Origin of the sequence: Sodalis sp. RH15 (assembly GCF_047324255.1) — a bacterium.
Taxonomy (GTDB): Bacteria; Pseudomonadota; Gammaproteobacteria; order Enterobacterales; family Enterobacteriaceae; genus Acerihabitans; species Acerihabitans ligni.
This window is the reverse complement of the sequence record NZ_CP178738.1, coordinates 3970903-3988497: the sequence shown is the minus strand read 5'-3', so window position 1 is coordinate 3988497 and position 17595 is coordinate 3970903. Positions and strand designations below refer to the sequence as shown.

Genomic DNA, 17595 nt, shown 5'->3' with positions numbered 1-17595 from the left:
GGCCCGGCGCAAGGGGGAGACTTTCTCCGCCGGCGGGGACCGGCACTATCGGATGCCTATAAAGAGGGTGACATGATGAATATCGATCGGGCGGGATTTATCGGTTTAGGCAATATGGGCGGGCGCATGACCCGGCGTCTGGTGGAGGCCGGCATCGCGGTGCGGGGCTATGACACCGAACGGGAGCGGGCCGCCGCCGCGGGCGCCCAGGCCGCCGCATCGCTGCGCGAGGTGGCGGAGTATGGCGACGTGGTGCTGCTGTCATTGCCCGACAGCCGGGTGGTGGAGGCGGTGGCTGAAGGGCGGGATGGACTGCTGGGCCACTGCCGCGCCGGGCAAACGGTGATTGATCTGAGCACCAGCGCCGTCACGTCCACCCGCCGGCTGCATGGCCTGTTCAAGGCCCGTGGCGTGGCCTATATCGACGCCGGTATTTCCGGCGGCGCGGCGGCGGCGGAAAAAGGCGCGCTGACGCTGATGGTGGGAGGCGACGCCGCCGCCATCGAGGCGGTGCAATGGGTGTTCCGTCCCTTCGCCGCCAAGGTGGTCAACATGGGGGGCAGCGGCGCGGGGCATACCGCCAAGCTGCTGAATAATTTCCTTAACGCCGTCAGTCTCGCCGCCACCGCGGAGGTGATGGTGGCGGCGAAAAAGGCCGGTCTGGATTTGCATTCGCTGCTGGAGGTGCTTAACAGCAGCAGCGGCGTTAATTTCGCCACCCTGAACCGCTTTCCGAAAATTGTCGACGGCGATTATCTGGAAGGCGGCCTTACGTCCCGGCTGATGATCAAAGATGTGGTGCTTTACACCGACCTGACCCATGAACTGGGGGTGGCGTCGCTGAACGCGGCGGGTCCGCTGGCCAGCTTCGGATTGGCCGGCGCCCTGGGCTACGGCGATAAGATCAGCAATCGCGTGGTGGACGCCATCGGCGATATTTCCGGCGGCGTCAGGCTTTATGATGCCGGTTCAACACCTGAGGGAGGACAGAAATGAAGATTTTTTACGGCAGGGCGGCGGACGCGGCGTCGGAACAACGCACCGCCAGCTTCAGCGGCGTGGTGTGGGCGGATCCGGTGATGCCCGCCACGGACAATATCACCATCGCCAACGTGTTTTTCTCGCCGGGGGCGCGCACCTACTGGCATACCCATGAGCAGGGCCAGATATTGCAGGTCACGTCGGGCTGCGGCTGGATTTGCGTCGACGGCCGGGACGCGCAAAAAATCCGCCAGGGCGATGTGGTATGGATTCCCGCCGATGAACGCCACTGGCACGGCGCCGCCCGCGACAGCTACCTGGCGCATACCGCCATCTCCCTCGGCAAGACCCGGTGGCAAGAGGAAGTGGCGCAGCAAGACTATCTGGATCGCACGGAGCGTAAATCATGAGCTTAAATGAAACTTTTTTACCCATCGATGAAACCGGTGTTTCCTCGCAGGGGGAGTGGGGGGCGCAATGGGAAAGCATCCGCCGCCTGGATGCGGGTTTTTATGACGCCTGCCGGCAATTGGCCGTGGTGCCCTGGCAAAAAAATCATCTGGATAACAAGACCAAGGCATTTATCGCCCTCAGCGCCAGCGCGGCGGCCACCCATCTTTATCTGCCGGGGGTGGGGCGCTACCTGCGCCTGGCATTGAGCTATGGCGCCACCCGCGAGGAGCTGATGGAAGTGCTGGAGCTCACCGCCACACTGGGCATCCACGCCGCCAATATTGGCGTCCCGCTGCTGATGGAAGTGCTGGAGGAGGAGGGGCTGCGCAGCGGTTCATCCCCCCTTGATGCCCGCCAGGAAACCCTGAAGCAGCGTTTTATTGAAAACCGCGGCTACTGGCACGCCTTTTGGGACGGCATGCTGGAGCTGGATCCGGAATTGTTTGATGCCTACGTGGAATTTTCCTCGGTCCCCTGGCGTAGCGGCGTGCTGAGTCCCAAGGTGAAAGAGCTGATTTACTGCGCCTTTGACGCTTCCGCTACCCACCTGTATGTCCAGGGATTAAAGCTGCATATGCGCAATGCCATCGGCTACGGCGCCGGCGCGCAGGAGATCCTCGAAGTGCTGGAGATTGTCAGCGCCATCGGCATGCATGGCGCCGCCGCCGCCGCGCCCTTGCTGGAGCAGGCGCTGGCGGAGCGGCCATCCCCTGGCCGGCGGGGGTAGGACGGGCGCGGCGCCCGCGCTCTTGTGACCGGCAGGGAGAATGTGGTACAAAGAAGCCATATTTTGTCGGACAGGAATACAATAATGTCAGCAGAACTGGAAATGATACGGCCCGAATCATTGCGTCACCAGGTCGAAAATGTCCTGCGGCAGGCAATCATGACCGGGCGTTATGCCCCCGGTGAGCGGCTTATCGAGCGGGAGCTCTGTGAAACGCTGGGGGTCAGCCGTACCTCGGTGCGAGAGGCGTTGCGTAAGCTGGAAGCGGAAAAACTGGTGCATATCGTGCCGAATAAAGGACCGATTGTGGCCATTATCTCGCCGCAGGAAGCCGCGGAGCTGTACGCGCTGCGCGGGCTGCTGGAAGGCTTTGCCGCCCGTGAGTTCGCCGTACGGGCCAGTGAAGAGGACATCGCCCGCTTCGGCGCCGCGGTGCAGCAGCTGCACGCCGCCGGCGCGGCGCAGGATCAGGGCCGGGTCTTGGACGCAAAAAACGCTTTGTATGATGTTTTGCTCAGCAACTGCGGCAATTCACTGGTGAAAGAGATCCTCGGCAGCCTGCATTCGCGGGTAAATCTGCTGCGCGCCACGTCGCTGATGCATCTGCAACGCCTGCCCGCCAGCCTGAACGAAATCGATAATCTGTATCGCGCGATACAGCAGCGGGATGCGGATGCCGCCCAGGCGGCGGCGCAGCTGCATGTGGCCAACGCCGAAAAAATGGCCCTGCGCCTGCTGGCCGGCTTGCAGCATTAATCCGCAATCGGATTGTGTCGTGACGTGATGGAGAGCATAGATGTCGGGAAAACCAGGAAAAATGTTCCCTTTCGCCAGGGCGGCCAGGGCGGCATTGTTAATGTTAAGCTGCCTGAGCTTTTGGGCGGCGTTGCCCGCCGGCGCCGCCACCGTGCCGCCCGGCGTCGAACTGGCGGCCAAACAGGAAATCGTGCGCAATAACGGCAGCGAACCGGCTTCCCTCGATCCGCATAAAGTGGAGAGCGATGTGGAATTCAATATCATCAGCGACTTTTTTGAAGGACTGGTGAGCATTGACAATGACGGCCATGTCCGGCCCCGCCTGGCCGCCCGCTGGGAAAACAAAGACAACCGCGTGTGGACCTTCCATCTGCGTCCGGGACTGACATGGTCGAACGGCTCTCCCCTCACCGCCGGTGATGTGGTCTACAGCTGGCGTCGCCTGGTGGATCCCAAGACCGCCTCGCCATATGAAAGCTATCTTGCCAATATGCACCTGCTGAACGCGCGGCAGATTATCGAAGGTAAAAAAGGAACCGAGACGCTGGGTATCCAGGCGGTGGACGACGTGACGCTGACCATCACCCTTGAGCAGCCGACGGCCTATTTTCTCGCGATGCTGGCCCATCCCTCCCTGGTGCCCGTTCCGCAAAAGGCGGTGGCTCAGTTTGCGGATAAATGGACCCAGCCGGGCCATTTCGTCAGCAACGGCCCCTTTACCCTGTCGGAATGGGTGGTGAACGAGCGCCTGACGGGCGTGCGTAATAAACGGTACTGGGATGACGGGCATACCCAAATCAACAAAGTGACCTATTTGCCCATCGGTTCGGAAACCGCCGACGTTAACCGCTATAAGGCCGGTGAAATCGACATTACCTATACCGTGCCGCAGACGTTATTCCCATCGCTGCAACAAGAATTGGGCAACCAGGTCCATATTTCGCCGAAACTGGCCACCTATTATTATGAGTTCAATACCCGCAAGGCGCCGTTTAATGACAGCCGCGTGCGCCAAGCGCTTAACCTGGGCCTGGATAAGGATATCATCGCCGGTAAGGTGCTGGGACAGGGGCAAATTCCCGCCTGGCTGATAAGCCAGGAAAAAATCGGCGGCGTGACGCTGCAAAAACCGGACTATGCCGGATGGCCGCGGGAAAAAAGGATTACCGAAGCGAAAAAATTATTGGCCCAGGCCGGATTTACCGCCGGGCATCCGCTGACGCTGGATCTGCTGTACAACACGTCCGAATCGCACCAGCGCATCGCCATTGCCGCCAGCTCGATGTGGCGAAAAAATCTCGGCGTCGAGGTGAAGCTGCATAACCAGGAATGGAAAACCATGCTCGACACCATGCACGGCGGTGGCTTTGATCTGGTGCGTTATGCCTGGGTGGCCGACTATGATGATGCTTCCACCTTTCTGAACAACTTTCGCACCGGCGACAGTGAAAACACCTCGTTATATGCCAATCCGGACTATGACCGGACCCTTGCCCTTGCCGCCCGGTCGGTCACGGCGGCGCAAAGAGGCCGGTACTACCAGCAGGCGGAAGATATCCTGGCCCGGGATGTGCCGGCGATTCCGGTCTACCATTATGTGTCGGTACAGCTGGTGAAACCCTATATCGGCGGCTTCAGCCCGAGCCCGCTGGGGGTGTATTACACCAAGGATCTTTACGTGGTCAAACATTGACCGGGAGGTGGTCCAGGCCGGCGGCCAGCAACGGGGTGTTAAAACCCACAGAACCTAAACGCTATTGGCAAAGCAGCTTTGGCCGGTGGATGTACTGAGAACGCCGATACAAACGGCGTTCTCAGCGCTTTATCGGCGGGGAGAATGTCAGGAAAGATCCTTTTGGGAGGAGATGATCTGTCCCACAATCCCGTAATCCAACGCTTCCGGCGCGGTGAGCCAGAAGTTGCGGTCGGTGTCTTTCTGAACTTTTTCCAGCGACTGGCCGGTGGCGTCGCTTATCATCTTGTTGACCCGGTCCAGCATGCGCAGGATCTCTTTGGCTTCGATTTCGATATCCGTCGCCTGTCCCTGTACGCCGCCGAGGGGTTGATGGATCATAAAGCGGGTATTGGGCAGGGCAAAGCGGTTCTTTTTCTCCGCCGCCAGGAAAATGGTAATGCCGGCGCTGGCCACCCAGCCGGTGCCGATTATCTGCACTTCCGGCTTGATGAATTTGATGATGTCATGGATGGTATCGGCCGCTTCCACATGCCCGCCCTGGCTGTTGAGAAAGATTTTTATCGGCTTATCATTCACTTCCTGTAAAATCAACAGCTGGGACACCACCTTTTCGGTCAACGCCTGATTGATCTCGCCGGAAATGATCAGGGAACGGGCATCCAGTAATTTGTTCAGGGCAAAGGAAGAAATCGCCGGTTGATCTTTCTCTTTGTCTTCATCGTTCTCTTTTGCTTGAGACCACATAGCATTCCTCTCTTGTGAATAAGGTGAGTTTTCTGGCGCTACCTAAGCTTACCCCAATGACGGGACGGAGCATACCTTTGCGGCGGGTCTATCCACCACGGTCGCGAAAAATTTATACTTATCGCCGGCCGGCACGTTTTGCCGGCACGCTGCGTTTTGTTCCCCGACGGTCGCCGGACGGCTGTGCCGGGTTATCGGGCCCGATTTTCGGGACGGGGGCCGTTATGATCATTTCCCTGCCGCCGGCAGGGCCGGAGACAATGCTATGCTGAACGTGCCGACGCTTTCCCCCTCCCTGCGGGAAAACACCTTATCCTTGGCGGACAATCTGACGGTTATGACGGACGGGGTGTTCTCATCGTTGCTCAAAATGAAAGAATATGCCGATTTGACGCCGGTGGTGAGGCTGGATGTCAATGAATCCATCACCTTTTCCGCCCGTCTCTGGTTCCGGTCCATTTTGAACGGAACGCCGCCCTCGCAGGAGGATTTGCTGGTATTCCAGGAGTTCGGCAAACGGCGGGTGCATCAGGGCATGCCGCTGCCGGCGCTGCTGCGGGCGTTCAGACTGGGGTCCTTGGAATTATGGCGCGGGTATATCCTTATCGCGGAACGAAACGAAAGCCTGCGCGGGGAGCTGCTGTTTAACATCTCGCCTTATTTGCTGGAGTATTTTGATGAAATGGCGCAGCTGATTTCCCAGGCATACCTCAAGGAACAGTTCCGTCAGGCACGCTGGCGGGAATCTTTACAACACCAATTGTACGGTATTATTTTCACTTTTCCCGAAGAAACCGGGGAATTCCACAAAACCGCGGCGGCGCTGGGGCTGGATCCGTCTGCCCCCCGCATTGCTTTCGCCGTGGAGCTCCCGGAGGCGGATAGCAATTCCCCGCAGTTTGCCCAGGAACTCGATAGCGTGGTGTCAGGAATTGCGCGCCGGCTTACCGTAGCCGAGGATTTTCTGTTGCGCGTCTGGCACCACGGGCGGCTGGTTATCTGGGTGCCGGCGGTGCCGGGCAATGCCATGAATGCCAACGATCGCATGATGGCGGGTCGCGTGGCCGAGCTGAGAGAAGCCTTGCCCGCATCGGCCATGATGGGAGTGGGGCTGATGGGCCAGGGCGTAAGAGGATGGGCTTCCACGGCGGATGAGGCTATCAGAGCCCTCGATTTCGGCATGCGCTGCGACGATGGCCGCCGGGTGTATTTTTATTCCGATATCGTTATGGAAGAGAGCGTGCGCGGCACCGATACGACGTTACGTTATCTGGTCTCGCTGATTGAACAATTATCCGGCGATCCGGATCTGCTGTTGACCCTGGAAACCTACTTTGAGCAATGCCAGCGCCGGAAGGCGGCGGCAAGCGTACTGGGTATTCATCCCAATACGCTGAACTATCGGCTCGAGCGTATTGAAAAACTGCTGGGGGCGCGGCTGGATGACGTAGGATGGACGACAAAACTCTATGTGGCGCTCAAGCTCCGTCGCGCCGGTCCCCGAATTGCCCTAAACCCGGACGCATAGCGCCGGTGGAAATAACCCTAATGAATGCGCCTTATTTGGAAAAAAATCGCTATTCATTGTGACTCTATACAATTTATCCGGGGATTATTATTTTCGCGAAAACATCCATTGACAGGAATGTGGTTCATATATACTTTAACATTATTCCACCCACGATTAACCGGTATATGGCCTTCGCAGCTTACCGCCGGTATGCCGGGATTTTGATAATGGTTGAGACCTTATGAAAGATCTCACGCTGGGAGCGATTATATTTTTCCCGGCACTGATATGGGTTATTTTACTCGGTTTTTTTATCTGGCTGCTGGTGCGTGTAGCCTATCGGGATATCATTTTTAACGGTTATTTCTGGCATCCAAATCTTATTGATCTTGGTGTCTTGTTTTTGTGTATTTATTTAAGCCATAAAGTGATTATCTCGCTGGAAATCTTATTATGAAAGCGATTGGGAAATATATTCTCAGTGTGATCATGCTATTTATGATTGTGGTTGTAAGCTATCGACTGTGGAATTTTTACACCCTCGGCCCCTGGACCCGGGATGCCAAAATCCGGGGGGAAGTCATACAAATCGCGGCGGAGGTGCCGGGCAAACTGATCCACCTGCCCATCACCGACGATCAGAAAGTCAGCCGGGGCGACCTGCTGTTGGCCATCGATCCCAGCGATTATCAAATCAACCTCGATAACGCGCTGGCCAAATCGGCACAGCTGATTATCCAGCGGGACCAAGCGCTGCATCAATACGCCCGGCGCGCGCGGTTGACCAATCAGGTTATTTCCCAAGAAGATCTTGAAACGGCCAAAACAGCGTTGTCCTCATTGAATAATCAAATTGATCAGGCAACGATTGCCATCAAAAAAGCCCGTCTGGACTTGAGCCGCACCAAAATATATGCCCCCGCCGACGGTTACGTCACCAATCTGGCATTACGGGAAGGAAATTACATCAGCGCCGGGCAATCCCTGCTGGCGCTGGTGGATGCGAATTCCTTTTATGTCATGGCCTATTTTGAAGAAACAAAATTGCGCTATATTGCCGCCGGCAAACCGGTGGAAATCGACCCTTATGACGGCGGGCAACCCCTGTACGGACATATTACCGGCATCGGACGGGCAATCGTCGATCAAAGCGCGTCGACCGGAGAGCAGCTATTACAAAACGTTGAGCCCGATTATCCCTGGGTTCGTCTGGCGCAGCGGATTCCGGTACGGATTGCCATTGACCGCCGGGACGGCGGGGCGGCTTATCCGCCGCTGATCGCGGGTACCACCTGCACCGTAAAAATAAGGGACCGCTAGTGGGGGTGGCGGCGCAAAGCATCGCCGAACCGATGGCGAAGATCGGCCGGTTTTTCCAGCGTCCGGATTACTTTTTCGCCCTGCGTTTTTGGCTGGCGACGCTGTTGGCCTGGGCGGCCGCTTTTTCTCTGCAGCTGGATAAACCCTATTGGGCCATTATGACGGTGGCGGTGGTAAGTTACCCCAGCCAGGGGATGCTCATCGCCAAGTTTATCGCCCGGCTGGCGGGCACCGTGGTGGGTATCCTGATGGTGACCTGGCTTGCCGGCATCAGCCTGAACGCGCCCTGGCTGATGTCGCTCTATCTGGCGCTATGGCTCTCCCTTTGCACTTATATTGCCGGCCGCTATAGCGGGATGGTGACCTATGGCTGCGCCCTGTGCGGCTATACGTCGGCCATTGTGGGTTTCGGCATCTCGGTGTCGCCTACGCCCTATACGCTGTTTTTCATCAGCCAGGCCCGGCTGTCGGAAATCGCGTTGGGTCTGGCCGCCGCGCTGCTGGTGACCTTTGCGCTGCCGTCCCGGCTGGATAATCGATTGTTTTTGCAGGCGGCGCAGGGTAATAGCCACAGGATGCGGGACCTGTTCCAATCCTGCTTGCACAGGTATGTGCCGGAACGGGCGCTGTTCCAGCGATGGTATGAACTGGTGACCGGTTTGATGAATGCCGAACTGCTGGCGGCGAACGACTCCCTGTCTGCGGCCACTGATAATACCCTGCGCCGGCGGCGGTCCCGTCTTACCCGCCGGCAGCTGAGCTCGGCGAGCGGCCTGTTATCCCTGCACTCCATGTCCGCGCTGCTGCTGCATGACAGCGGCGCGGATGCGGGGGACTATCTCAATGAAGTGGAAAAATGGCTGGGCCCGCGTCCTTTTCCGCCCGATACCGCGCCCCCTTGGCCGCCGGACGGTTTGATGGCCCACCGCGCCGGTCAACACTTCTGTTTAACCCTGCGTTCCTGTCTGGATGACGCGGGGGCACAGGCCGCCGGACCGGCGGAAAGCCGGACGGGGCAAGTATTTGCCGGGGCCCGGGTGTTTCGCGATAGCCATGAAATGCTGCTGAATGCCATCCGGACCTTTTGCAGCGTCCTGGCGGGCGTATTTTTCTGGTTGGGGAACAACTGGGATATGGGCTATATCCTTACCGTACTCATCGGTATTTCCTGCGCCTTGGGCGCGCATTATCCCGCGGTGAGCAAATTGGTGCTGGTGGTTTTGGCCGCCGTCGTCCTGGCGGTGCCGGTGGCTTATGTGCTGTTGTTCTACGCGTTTATCTCTACCGCCGACCTGTTGCCCGCCATGCTGGCCATGACCCCGGTGCTGTTGCTCGCCGGCGCGGGGAAATCCCTTTCCCCCGTTGCATTCATATTTTTTCATGTGTTTATGCTGGGGGTTATTTTTCTGATTAATTTTGCCAACCCCATGGACTATGATTTTTCCCGCTTTGCCAATATGGCGGTGGCGGCGGTCTTTAGCGTGCTTATCGTCGCCGTGGTCTTTTATTTCATTCCCCAAAGCGCCGACCGGGTCAAACTGGTAAGGATGACCCGCGCCATTTCCGATCGTTTTACCGGCGATATGGCACGGGAAGCCCGGCACGGGCCGTTTGAAGACTATGTCTACAGCGCGCTTTTTCTTACCAGGGTGATGCCGCGCTCTCCGGAGAAACAGCGCTTTGTCCGGTTCTGCTGCGTGATTCTCGCCATCAGCCGGATAAGGTCACGGGCGGGACGGCGCTCCCCGGCGGAACCGTTTTTCCCGGCGGCCTTTATTGACGCATTGATGCAGGGAAATTATGCCCTTTGCCTGGCATTGACTGAGACCAACATGGCTAAGGGGGATGATAGCGACTGGGGGTATTGGTGGGAAACCGGCACTGTACTGCGCTATTTATCCGGGAAGTTATCCGGAAATTTATCCGGGAATTTACACGGGAATATGCATGGGAATTTGCACGGGCACGCCGCGGGCGGGGAGCGGGGCGGCTGAATGCGCGATTGTCCGGGCTTTGGCCCGAACGCGCCGCGCAGGATAAACCGGGCAGCGCCGACATCGCCGGACGGGATCGGCGTCAAAAAGGCTGAATCAGCGGCTTATGCAGCAGAGACTCCAGTACCTTTACCGGCGCGCGGCGAGGATTTTTCATGGCCTCCGGCGGCAAGAAAAAAGTCTGTTCCAGCATGAATTGCCCGTTCATCGCCGCGTGGGGCGTCTGATCGGAAAAACAGATCCAGCTGCTGCCGGGGGGGAAATCCACCGCCAGCTGCGGTCCGTACTGCTGGTAATCCCGGTCCGACTTCATGGCGTCGTGCAGCTGCAGCATCAGATGATCATAGTGGCTGCGGCGGGTTTTGGTGATGCCCATCTTGTTCAGCAGCCAGCTGTTCAGCGGGGAGTAGCGGCCGAGATTCGGCAGGAAGCGCTGCGCCAGCTGCGGAAAAGGCTCGCCCACCCGCCAGGAGCGGTTTTCCCCGTTGGGATTGATATTGGTGAAGATGCGCAGTATGCGCTGGCCGTGGGTAGGGCGTGAAGGGAAGGCATCCACATGCAGGCGGCTATCGTCTTTGCGCCATGAGGTGGTGTTTGTCCAGGCGGTAATCGGATGCAGCCGCAGGGTATTGGCGGGGCTGTGCAGGGTCTGCCGGTATAGGGGGAGTATCGCCGCCGCCAGACGGCAGCAGTCCTGGTAGTAGCGTTCAAGCAAATGCCGCACCGCCGGGATTCGTTCCGTCGCCGCCACCCCGGTGAGCCGGTTTTTCAGCGGCTGAAAGCTGATATTCTTCCGTTTCGGATCCACCAGCGTCGGATCCAGGAGGGCGATTTCATCCGCGGTCAGGCTAAACGAGAGGTGGGGGAAAAAAAGTATTTTTCCCTCTTCCAGCGCTTCCAGGGCGAAAGGCGCATCTTGTCCGTCCGCGTCCCACCGTTCATGGGTAAACGTGGTTACGGCGTGCTCAAAGACAATTTTATTATCTGACATATCATGTCCTTGCTATTGCTATATACCCGTCATACTTGGTTATCAACTCTCTCACGATATTCTGGAGCAATACAATATCAGTATTAAACGAAGCTTAAATACAATAAAACTATATTTCAAACGCCAGAATGTAATGATCCATGAACGTTAATGTATTTCTCCCGGGATAATAGGCATAACGAATTGAGATCGAACCGGCGGGGGGATCCACCAGAATATATATCAGCTGTTTTATTGATGTATTTCCATCCGTCGGCCGGGAGAGGGTATTTTTTGCTGTGTTGAAACTGTGTCCTGAATCACACATTAAATGGCGCTGATTGATGATGGCGAAATGCCCTCCCTGCTGACGGAATATCCCACTCGCGCCGGTATTGCGGTTATTCCTTTGCCGGACGGGGAAAAATTACTGGCGGCCGTGCATCCGAATGTTTACTGGTTGCGCCTGTTTCACTGAAAAATTCGCAATCCCCCTCACGGCACTTTCCGGTCCCAGGCCCCGATCGAACAAAAAAATCCCGCTTCAACGGTTATCGAAGCGGGGAGAACGCGCGTCAATCCCGACGTTACGCGTCGCTAAGACCTCTACCGGAGGTTCGGTGCCGGGCTGACGTCCATTGGGTTAACAGGCGGCCCGGGATCTAATCATAATATTCCGGGGCATGGCGATATCGTGCCCAATCATCCGGGTCGTGGGAAATCCAGACCATGGCGTCCAGACTGTCTTCCAGCTGTTTCAGGCGCCGGATGGAGTGAACGGCATCCAGGGTGCTGTAATCCGACGGCATGGGCAGATCTTGAGCATATCCCGACCGCAGATGAGTGGTGTCCGCCGCTAGAATAATCGTCTGGTTGGCCAGTCTCACCAGCAGGCTGCCGTTACCCGGGGTGTGGCCGGGCATATGCAGGCGCACGATACTGCCGTCGCCGAACAGATCGTAATCACCGGAGACCTCATACCACTGAAAGCCCCGGGTGGGTTCAATATCCTCGCGCCTGAACAGCGGCGCGGCCGGGAACGGCCAGAACGCATACGGTAGTTCGCCCGCGCCGATAAAAAATCGGGCCTTGGGGAAGAGGTACATGCCGCCGGTGTGATCCCAATGGGCATGTGACATTACCACATGGGTGATATCGTCCAGGGCAAAACCCAGCGCCTGGATTTGCCGGTCCACGGACTGTTCCGGGCGGAAATCCAGTCCGACTTCACCGGCCATCTTGCCATAGACTCCCGCCGGGTCTTTCGCCGCCGCCGGTACCAGTCCGGTATCGAACAGTATCATTCCCCGTTCATGCTCAATAAGGAATGCCGGTACCGGGAAGGTGATATCGCCGGTTTCGCCTGGCACCAGCAGCCCGCGATCGTGGGTGAGGGTCGGTCCGTTCAGGGCCCATAGTTTTTTTGCGGTCTTGGATGTGCTCATTTGCCGAGTCTCCCTTTAAAGCAGGATTTAGCGCTGACCAGGGCGCGATCGTGATGACGAAATCGGCCGCTGGTCTCTCTGGTGAATAACGCGATCATGACTGCCGCCAGGGCCATGGGACCGGCTATCACGTACAGACTTAATTCGAAACCCGTGGCGCTGGCATATCCGCCGCCCGCCTCGATAATCGCCCCGACGGCAATGGGGCCAAGGCCGCCGATAATCAGGCCCCCGAGGTTAAGCCCGTTGGCTATGGCGACGGTGCCCTCTTCGCAGGAGTCCGACGCCATGGCGTACAGCACGGGATAAATACCGTGCGTGGCCATGCCCGCCAGTAGCTGCACCGCCACCAGCACCGGAATGCTTACTCCGGCAAAGTAAAACAGTGCATAACCCATCGTCAGCCACAGGAACATCAGGATCAGGCTGTACTTTCTGCCGAGCCAATCAGAAATGGCGCCCCACATGACCTGTCCCACGCCGCCGGTGATGGTAAACAGCACCGACAGCCAGGCAACATTGGCGAAGCTGAAATGGGAGATGAAGGCCAGATAAAGCGGCAGCCAGAATGACAAAGCCATCAAGCTGAAGTTGGCCAAGCCGGACGCCAGGGACGACACGAGGATATTCGGGTTGGCCAGCGCCCGCCAAAACGCGCCTGGGGCCGCGTGGATGGCCGCGCCGTCAGCATCTTCACGCAACGGCGGCGTGAGGCCCCGATCCAGCGTATCCCGGACAAAACCCGCGTAGTTCTCACGGTTGGAAAAGCGCCAGAACAGAAAGGTGAAGACCAGCACGATCCAGGGCAACAGCAAAAACACATAACGCCACCGATCGCTGCCGAAGGTTCCCAAGATGACCGAAATCGCCAGGCCGCCGAGTAGCGACCCCCAAGGGAACCCCGTATGGTGGAGACCCTGGGCAAAACCGCGGCGCTCCAGGGGCCACCATTCCGCCACGGTTGTCACCTCGGCGGCTTCGCCCACGCCGCTGGCAAGGTTTTTTATCACCTGAAAGATGAATACGGCCATGAACACCGATGTCAGGGGGCCGATACCGGTCAGAATGGAAAAAAACGTGTAGACCAATACGATGGGCAAGTGCCGGTATTTACGCGCCCAGCCGTGACCGCCCCGATCCAGCCAGGGGGACAATATGATGCCGGAGATGCCCAGCGCGATGGTGAGTAACCCTGAATAGAAGCCGATGGCCGACGGCGTCAGCTTGAATTCCTCCACCAGCGAGGGCTGTACGATCTGGATCCATTGCCGCATGTTGGTGTTCATGGCGTATATCAGCCATAGATAGATCATGGCGGTCCATGAATAGCGCCCGCCAATGCGGCCTAAGAAACCGGCCCGTTTGGCCGGCTGCGGCGCGGACCGGGCGGTGGAAGAAATGTTGGGTGTTGACATGGCAAAACTCCTAGTCGCTGGTCGCGGTAAAGTGGAAAGGGGGGGGCAGGCCTTCGCCGGCGGGCCGTTCATCCAGCAAGGCCCTGGCCGTGGCCTCATCGGTAATCAGGCAATTCGCCAGTTTGCCGCCGAACGCCGCCTTGATGGCCGGAACTCGCCTGTAGCCGGTTTGAGCGATCATGGTCCGGCGCCGAGGGGGAGAGAGCGGCGCAAAAGAGGTCAGGCGTTCGTGGTGTCCGCCGGTCAGCAACCGGCCGGAAGCGTCGAAGCAGTGGCCCAGAATTTCCCCCACTGCGCCGTCGTCGAGCATCTGCTGAAGTTCCTCTTGCACAATGAATCCATCGCGGTACAAGGGGGCGTCCGGCGCCATATACCCCACGCCGCTCACCAGCAGATCCGCCGAATCCACCAGCGAGGCGGAGGTTTTGAACGCCATCTGCTGCTGCAGGACGTTCTTCTCCTGTACCGAGCCGGTGACCACCGGCATGGGCAGCGGATAGCATTCCGCGCCCACCCGTTCGGCCAGTCCCATGATGACATCGTAATGGCTGGCACGTCCGTGGCGCGTCATATTGCCCATCAGCGCGACGAAATGGTGCATGGGCCGCTGCATGGGGGTCACCAGCGCCGCCACCTGCCGCATGATCCGGTAGCCGCCCATGCCAATGGTGACCGGCGTATCTCCTTGCAGCATATTCTCGATGTAGTAAGCCAGCGCGGTGGCCACCGATAGGGCATTGCCCTCCTCATCCGCCACGCTCGGCACCACCTCGCAATACACCAGTCCGAACCGGCTGCGCAGACGTTCTTCCAGTTCGATAGCCGATGCCAGGTGATGCACCAGTTGGAAACGAATGAGATTCTCGGTACTGGCCAGGGCGATAAGACGCTGTACATTTTGCCGCGATACGTTCAGCGTACGAGCCACCTCATCCTGCCGCTGGCCTTTCGCATGATAGAGCCAAGCGGCGCGCGCCGCCTGGTCGAGCTTCCGCGCGGAGTTCTCTTCGGCTTTCCCCTTGTCGCCGGGAGGCGTGATTTTGGCCATCAGCGCGCCAACCCGAGTATTTCGGCTAAAGTGTCGCCCATCAGCAGATCGTAAACCGCCGGATCGGTGGTGCAGCGCTCCATCTTGCGAAACTCCCATTCGTAGTCCACGAAAGGGGAATCTGTTCCCCAGATAACCTTACCGGGACCGAGCTCTCTGATGGCAGTGGCAATTTCAAACACCGGCACGCGGGATGTTTCCAGATACAGGTTGGGCAACGCCTTCGCATAAGCGATGGCTTGATCTACCGACCAGAAAAACCCCATATGCGCCATCAGCAAACGTACCCGGGGGAAGCGGCGGGCCATCTCGGCGAATTCTGGCGGGCTGTTATAAAGGTCGCTGGCGCCGTGAACGATGATGGGAATGCCTAAATCTCCCGCCTCCTCAAACAGCGGATTCACCAGTTTGGGGTCGCTAAGATGGAAACCGTTAATCGTGGGGTGCAGCTTCAGACCTTTGAAACCCCAACCTTTGACGCAGCGCCGCAGCTCGTCAACCGCATCTGGCTGCCAGGGGTTAACAGCGCAATAGGGGATGATCCGGTCGGGGCAAGCCTCATAGGCCTCTTTCGGCCCCTGGTTGGTAAAGTTGCCTTCCACAAACGGGAAAACAACAGCATGCCGAACGCCGGCGGTATCCATTTTCGCCACCAGTTCCGGACCGCTTTGAGCGGCGCCGGCCCGTTGGCCGATATGATTATGGGCGTCAATGATGAATGTCATGACTGCACTCCTGTAGGGTCTACAGCTGTGTCCCGCTAGGGATATCGCTGTTTTGGGCAATTATTTATACGTTGAGCAATAATTCAAAACTCGGCCAATGCTAGCCATATCCCCTCCTGCGCGTCAATGGGATTGTCCGTGAACGTTAAAAATTTGTGATCGAAACGACAAGTTGGGGGGTAATGTCAATAATGCCGGTTCACTCACCGGACGGTCGTTCACCGCAGGTCACAGGTCGGTTTTGTCCCGGAACGCTTTGTGATAAGCATCACCTTTTACTGGACAGGCGGCGCAATAAATATTCCTTCCCGGACTGTTTTTTATCCATCCCGACATATTAAAAAACCGGCGGCCACCGGATAATATCGCCAGGTTTCAGATTCACGCAGGAAATAGCAATGAATGAAATTTCAAAGAAATTACATTCAATAAAATAATTATCTCTACTTTTCATAATTAAATAACCTTACATTTAAAACTGGAGTTTTAATCCCATGCACGATTTGCATTTGGCTTGGTATGGCGCCATATTGGGTCTGTTTATTGCCATATTTTTAATATTAAGAAAAATCAATCCCGTCTATGCCCTGTTTTTTGGCGCCATTGCCGGCGCCATTATCGGCGGCGCTGATTTACAGCAAACCATCAACGTGCTTATATCAGGCACCCAAAGCATTATGGGCACGGTAATCAGGGTATTGGCGGCAGGGATCCTGGCGGGGGTCATGATGGAATCCGGCGCCGCAAATACCATTGCCCGGGAAATAGTCCGCCGGATGGGCGAAGGCAAAGCCATTTTTGCCTTGGCGCTTGCCACCATGGTTATTACCGCCGTAGGGGTATTTATTCCCGTGGCGGTGCTGATTGTGGCGCCCATTGCCCTTTCGGTGGGCAACCGGATGGGATTATCCAAAACCGCTTTATTATTGGCATTATCCGGCGGCGGCAAAGCGGGCAATATTATTTCCCCCAACCCTAATACCATCGCGGCGGCCAATGGTTTTCATCTTGGCTTAAGCGATGTCATGATTGCCGGTTTTATTCCGGCCATCGGCGGATTGATTGTCACCGTATTGCTGGCTTCGCTGATTAAGCATAAAGGACAAATGGTCTCGGATGCGGAAGCCGATACCGATACCCGCGCGCAGGTCAGCGGTCCGTCGCTGGGAAAATCCATCGTCGCTCCCGCCGTGGCGGTGATATTGCTGATGATCAACCCCCTGGGTTCCATTTTGCATATCAGCGCATTAAGCGCATTCAAACTTGACGCGATGTATGTGCTGCCTATCGCGGGCATTGTCGGTATGGTGGCCATGGGGCAAAGCGGGAAAATCATTCAATACACCACCTCCGGCATTGAAAAAATGACCGCTACCGTGCTGATACTTATCGGCGCCGGCGCCATAGCCGGATTAATCGGCGCGTCCACTCTTTCCGAGCAGGTGATTGCCCTGATAAACGCGGCGGGCATCTCGGGCACCTTCCTCGCCCCGATATCGGGCATCCTGATGGCCGCCGCCACCGCATCAACCTCCACCGGCGTTATTCTCGCCACCGGCACGTTCGGCTCCACCCTTATCCATATGGGGATTCCGGCGCTGGCCTCGGCGGTCATGATGCACACCGGCGCCACGGTAATCGATTCCCTGCCGCAGGGCAATTATTTCCACGTCACCGCCAACAGCATGTTTATGTCCATCAGGCAACGTATCGGCCTGATTCCTTATGAAGCGCTGGTGGGGGGCACCATGACCATTATCGCCACGCTGCTTTATGGCTTTATTCTGTAATTGTATGAAGGTAAGCATTAT

General features: G+C 57.4%; 17 protein-coding genes. 11 read left to right on the top strand and 6 right to left on the bottom strand.

Annotated elements, in window-relative coordinates:
- Positions 1 to 72: 72 nt before the first annotated feature.
- The 5 genes from ACL2XO_RS18190 to ACL2XO_RS18170 all read left to right on the top strand — a co-directional run bounded on the left by ACL2XO_RS18190 (position 73) and on the right by ACL2XO_RS18170 (position 4610).
- Positions 73 to 996, top strand: a complete 924-nt coding sequence (locus tag ACL2XO_RS18190) for an NAD(P)-dependent oxidoreductase (protein ID WP_413741218.1) — start codon at positions 73 to 75, stop codon at positions 994 to 996.
- Positions 993 to 1391: a cupin domain-containing protein gene (locus ACL2XO_RS18185; RefSeq protein ID WP_203523333.1), complete on the top strand. Its 399-nt coding sequence runs from the start codon at positions 993 to 995 to the stop codon at positions 1389 to 1391. The genes ACL2XO_RS18190 and ACL2XO_RS18185 overlap by 4 nt, the downstream gene beginning before the upstream one ends.
- A complete protein-coding gene (locus tag ACL2XO_RS18180; RefSeq protein WP_413741217.1) occupies positions 1388 to 2161 on the top strand; it encodes a carboxymuconolactone decarboxylase family protein in 774 nt (257 codons plus the stop codon). The genes ACL2XO_RS18185 and ACL2XO_RS18180 overlap by 4 nt, the downstream gene beginning before the upstream one ends.
- An 84-nt stretch (positions 2162 to 2245) precedes the next feature.
- Positions 2246 to 2917: a GntR family transcriptional regulator gene (locus ACL2XO_RS18175; protein WP_132927621.1), complete on the top strand. Its 672-nt coding sequence runs from the start codon at positions 2246 to 2248 to the stop codon at positions 2915 to 2917.
- A 100-nt stretch (positions 2918 to 3017) separates the two neighbouring features.
- Complete coding sequence (locus tag ACL2XO_RS18170) at positions 3018 to 4610, top strand: ABC transporter substrate-binding protein (RefSeq protein ID WP_413743086.1); 1593 nt, start codon at positions 3018 to 3020, stop codon at positions 4608 to 4610.
- A 147-nt stretch (positions 4611 to 4757) separates the two neighbouring features.
- On the opposite strand, the gene ACL2XO_RS18165 is transcribed toward ACL2XO_RS18170, so the two are convergent.
- Complete coding sequence (locus ACL2XO_RS18165; protein WP_413724975.1) at positions 4758 to 5357, bottom strand: ATP-dependent Clp protease proteolytic subunit; 600 nt, start codon at positions 5355 to 5357, stop codon at positions 4758 to 4760.
- Positions 5358 to 5622: 265 nt separating this feature from the next.
- Between ACL2XO_RS18165 and ACL2XO_RS18160 the strand changes: the two genes are divergently transcribed.
- The 4 genes from ACL2XO_RS18160 (at position 5623) to ACL2XO_RS18145 (ending at position 10181) form a co-directional block, all read left to right on the top strand.
- Entirely contained in the window at positions 5623 to 6885 is a 1263-nt protein-coding gene (locus ACL2XO_RS18160; RefSeq protein WP_413741216.1) for a PucR family transcriptional regulator, read from the top strand.
- 223 nt (positions 6886 to 7108) lie between these two features.
- Complete coding sequence (locus ACL2XO_RS18155) at positions 7109 to 7324, top strand: DUF1656 domain-containing protein (protein ID WP_132927624.1); 216 nt, start codon at positions 7109 to 7111, stop codon at positions 7322 to 7324.
- On the top strand, positions 7321 to 8187 hold the full coding sequence (locus ACL2XO_RS18150; RefSeq protein ID WP_413741215.1) for an efflux RND transporter periplasmic adaptor subunit: 867 nt from the start codon (positions 7321 to 7323) through the stop codon (positions 8185 to 8187). The genes ACL2XO_RS18155 and ACL2XO_RS18150 overlap by 4 nt, the downstream gene beginning before the upstream one ends.
- Positions 8187 to 10181, top strand: coding sequence for an FUSC family protein (locus ACL2XO_RS18145; protein WP_413741214.1), 1995 nt, complete (start codon positions 8187 to 8189; stop codon positions 10179 to 10181). The genes ACL2XO_RS18150 and ACL2XO_RS18145 overlap by 1 nt, the downstream gene beginning before the upstream one ends.
- Before the next feature lie 82 nt (positions 10182 to 10263).
- Here ACL2XO_RS18145 and ACL2XO_RS18140 read toward each other — a convergent pair whose 3' ends face one another.
- Complete coding sequence (locus ACL2XO_RS18140; RefSeq protein WP_203523328.1) at positions 10264 to 11172, bottom strand: Kdo hydroxylase family protein; 909 nt, start codon at positions 11170 to 11172, stop codon at positions 10264 to 10266.
- Between the two features lie 310 nt (positions 11173 to 11482).
- Between ACL2XO_RS18140 and ACL2XO_RS18135 the strand changes: the two genes are divergently transcribed.
- Entirely contained in the window at positions 11483 to 11629 is a 147-nt protein-coding gene (locus ACL2XO_RS18135; RefSeq protein WP_413741213.1) for a hypothetical protein, read from the top strand.
- A 184-nt stretch (positions 11630 to 11813) separates the two neighbouring features.
- On the opposite strand, the gene ACL2XO_RS18130 is transcribed toward ACL2XO_RS18135, so the two are convergent.
- The 4 genes from ACL2XO_RS18130 to ACL2XO_RS18115 are packed head-to-tail and all read right to left on the bottom strand — an operon-like array spanning position 11814 to position 15784.
- Positions 11814 to 12596 carry an N-acyl homoserine lactonase family protein gene (locus ACL2XO_RS18130; protein WP_413741212.1) on the bottom strand — a complete coding sequence of 261 codons (783 nt, stop codon included), beginning with the start codon at positions 12594 to 12596 and terminating at the stop codon, positions 11814 to 11816.
- A complete protein-coding gene (locus tag ACL2XO_RS18125) occupies positions 12593 to 14011 on the bottom strand; it encodes an MFS transporter (protein WP_413741211.1) in 1419 nt (472 codons plus the stop codon). Before ACL2XO_RS18125 ends, ACL2XO_RS18130 begins: the two co-directional genes overlap by 4 nt.
- A 10-nt stretch (positions 14012 to 14021) precedes the next feature.
- Entirely contained in the window at positions 14022 to 15059 is a 1038-nt protein-coding gene (locus tag ACL2XO_RS18120; protein WP_413741210.1) for a sugar-binding transcriptional regulator, read from the bottom strand.
- Complete coding sequence (locus tag ACL2XO_RS18115) at positions 15059 to 15784, bottom strand: amidohydrolase family protein (protein WP_207918027.1); 726 nt, start codon at positions 15782 to 15784, stop codon at positions 15059 to 15061. Before ACL2XO_RS18115 ends, ACL2XO_RS18120 begins: the two co-directional genes overlap by 1 nt.
- A gap of 494 nt (positions 15785 to 16278) precedes the next feature.
- Between ACL2XO_RS18115 and ACL2XO_RS18110 the strand changes: the two genes are divergently transcribed.
- Positions 16279 to 17574 (top strand): GntP family permease, encoded by a 1296-nt coding sequence (locus ACL2XO_RS18110; RefSeq protein ID WP_132927631.1) that lies wholly within the window; start codon positions 16279 to 16281, stop codon positions 17572 to 17574.
- Positions 17575 to 17595 lie beyond the last annotated feature (21 nt).

What these genes read in the sequence shown, in the direction of transcription:
- ACL2XO_RS18190 (WP_413741218.1), top strand. Translation starts at nt 73, where the DNA reads ATGATGAATATCGATCGGGCGGGATTTATCGGTTTAGGCAATATGGGC.
- ACL2XO_RS18185 (WP_203523333.1), top strand. Translation starts at nt 993, where the DNA reads ATGAAGATTTTTTACGGCAGGGCGGCGGACGCGGCGTCGGAACAACGC.
- ACL2XO_RS18180 (WP_413741217.1), top strand. Translation starts at nt 1,388, where the DNA reads ATGAGCTTAAATGAAACTTTTTTACCCATCGATGAAACCGGTGTTTCC.
- ACL2XO_RS18175 (WP_132927621.1), top strand. Translation starts at nt 2,246, where the DNA reads ATGTCAGCAGAACTGGAAATGATACGGCCCGAATCATTGCGTCACCAG.
- ACL2XO_RS18170 (WP_413743086.1), top strand. Translation starts at nt 3,018, where the DNA reads ATGTTAAGCTGCCTGAGCTTTTGGGCGGCGTTGCCCGCCGGCGCCGCC.
- ACL2XO_RS18165 (WP_413724975.1), bottom strand. Translation starts at nt 5,357, where the DNA reads ATGTGGTCTCAAGCAAAAGAGAACGATGAAGACAAAGAGAAAGATCAA.
- ACL2XO_RS18160 (WP_413741216.1), top strand. Translation starts at nt 5,623, where the DNA reads ATGCTGAACGTGCCGACGCTTTCCCCCTCCCTGCGGGAAAACACCTTA.
- ACL2XO_RS18155 (WP_132927624.1), top strand. Translation starts at nt 7,109, where the DNA reads ATGAAAGATCTCACGCTGGGAGCGATTATATTTTTCCCGGCACTGATA.
- ACL2XO_RS18150 (WP_413741215.1), top strand. Translation starts at nt 7,321, where the DNA reads ATGAAAGCGATTGGGAAATATATTCTCAGTGTGATCATGCTATTTATG.
- ACL2XO_RS18140 (WP_203523328.1), bottom strand. Translation starts at nt 11,172, where the DNA reads ATGTCAGATAATAAAATTGTCTTTGAGCACGCCGTAACCACGTTTACC.
- ACL2XO_RS18135 (WP_413741213.1), top strand. Translation starts at nt 11,483, where the DNA reads ATGGCGCTGATTGATGATGGCGAAATGCCCTCCCTGCTGACGGAATAT.
- ACL2XO_RS18130 (WP_413741212.1), bottom strand. Translation starts at nt 12,596, where the DNA reads ATGAGCACATCCAAGACCGCAAAAAAACTATGGGCCCTGAACGGACCG.
- ACL2XO_RS18125 (WP_413741211.1), bottom strand. Translation starts at nt 14,011, where the DNA reads ATGTCAACACCCAACATTTCTTCCACCGCCCGGTCCGCGCCGCAGCCG.
- ACL2XO_RS18120 (WP_413741210.1), bottom strand. Translation starts at nt 15,059, where the DNA reads ATGGCCAAAATCACGCCTCCCGGCGACAAGGGGAAAGCCGAAGAGAAC.
- ACL2XO_RS18115 (WP_207918027.1), bottom strand. Translation starts at nt 15,784, where the DNA reads ATGACATTCATCATTGACGCCCATAATCATATCGGCCAACGGGCCGGC.
- ACL2XO_RS18110 (WP_132927631.1), top strand. Translation starts at nt 16,279, where the DNA reads ATGCACGATTTGCATTTGGCTTGGTATGGCGCCATATTGGGTCTGTTT.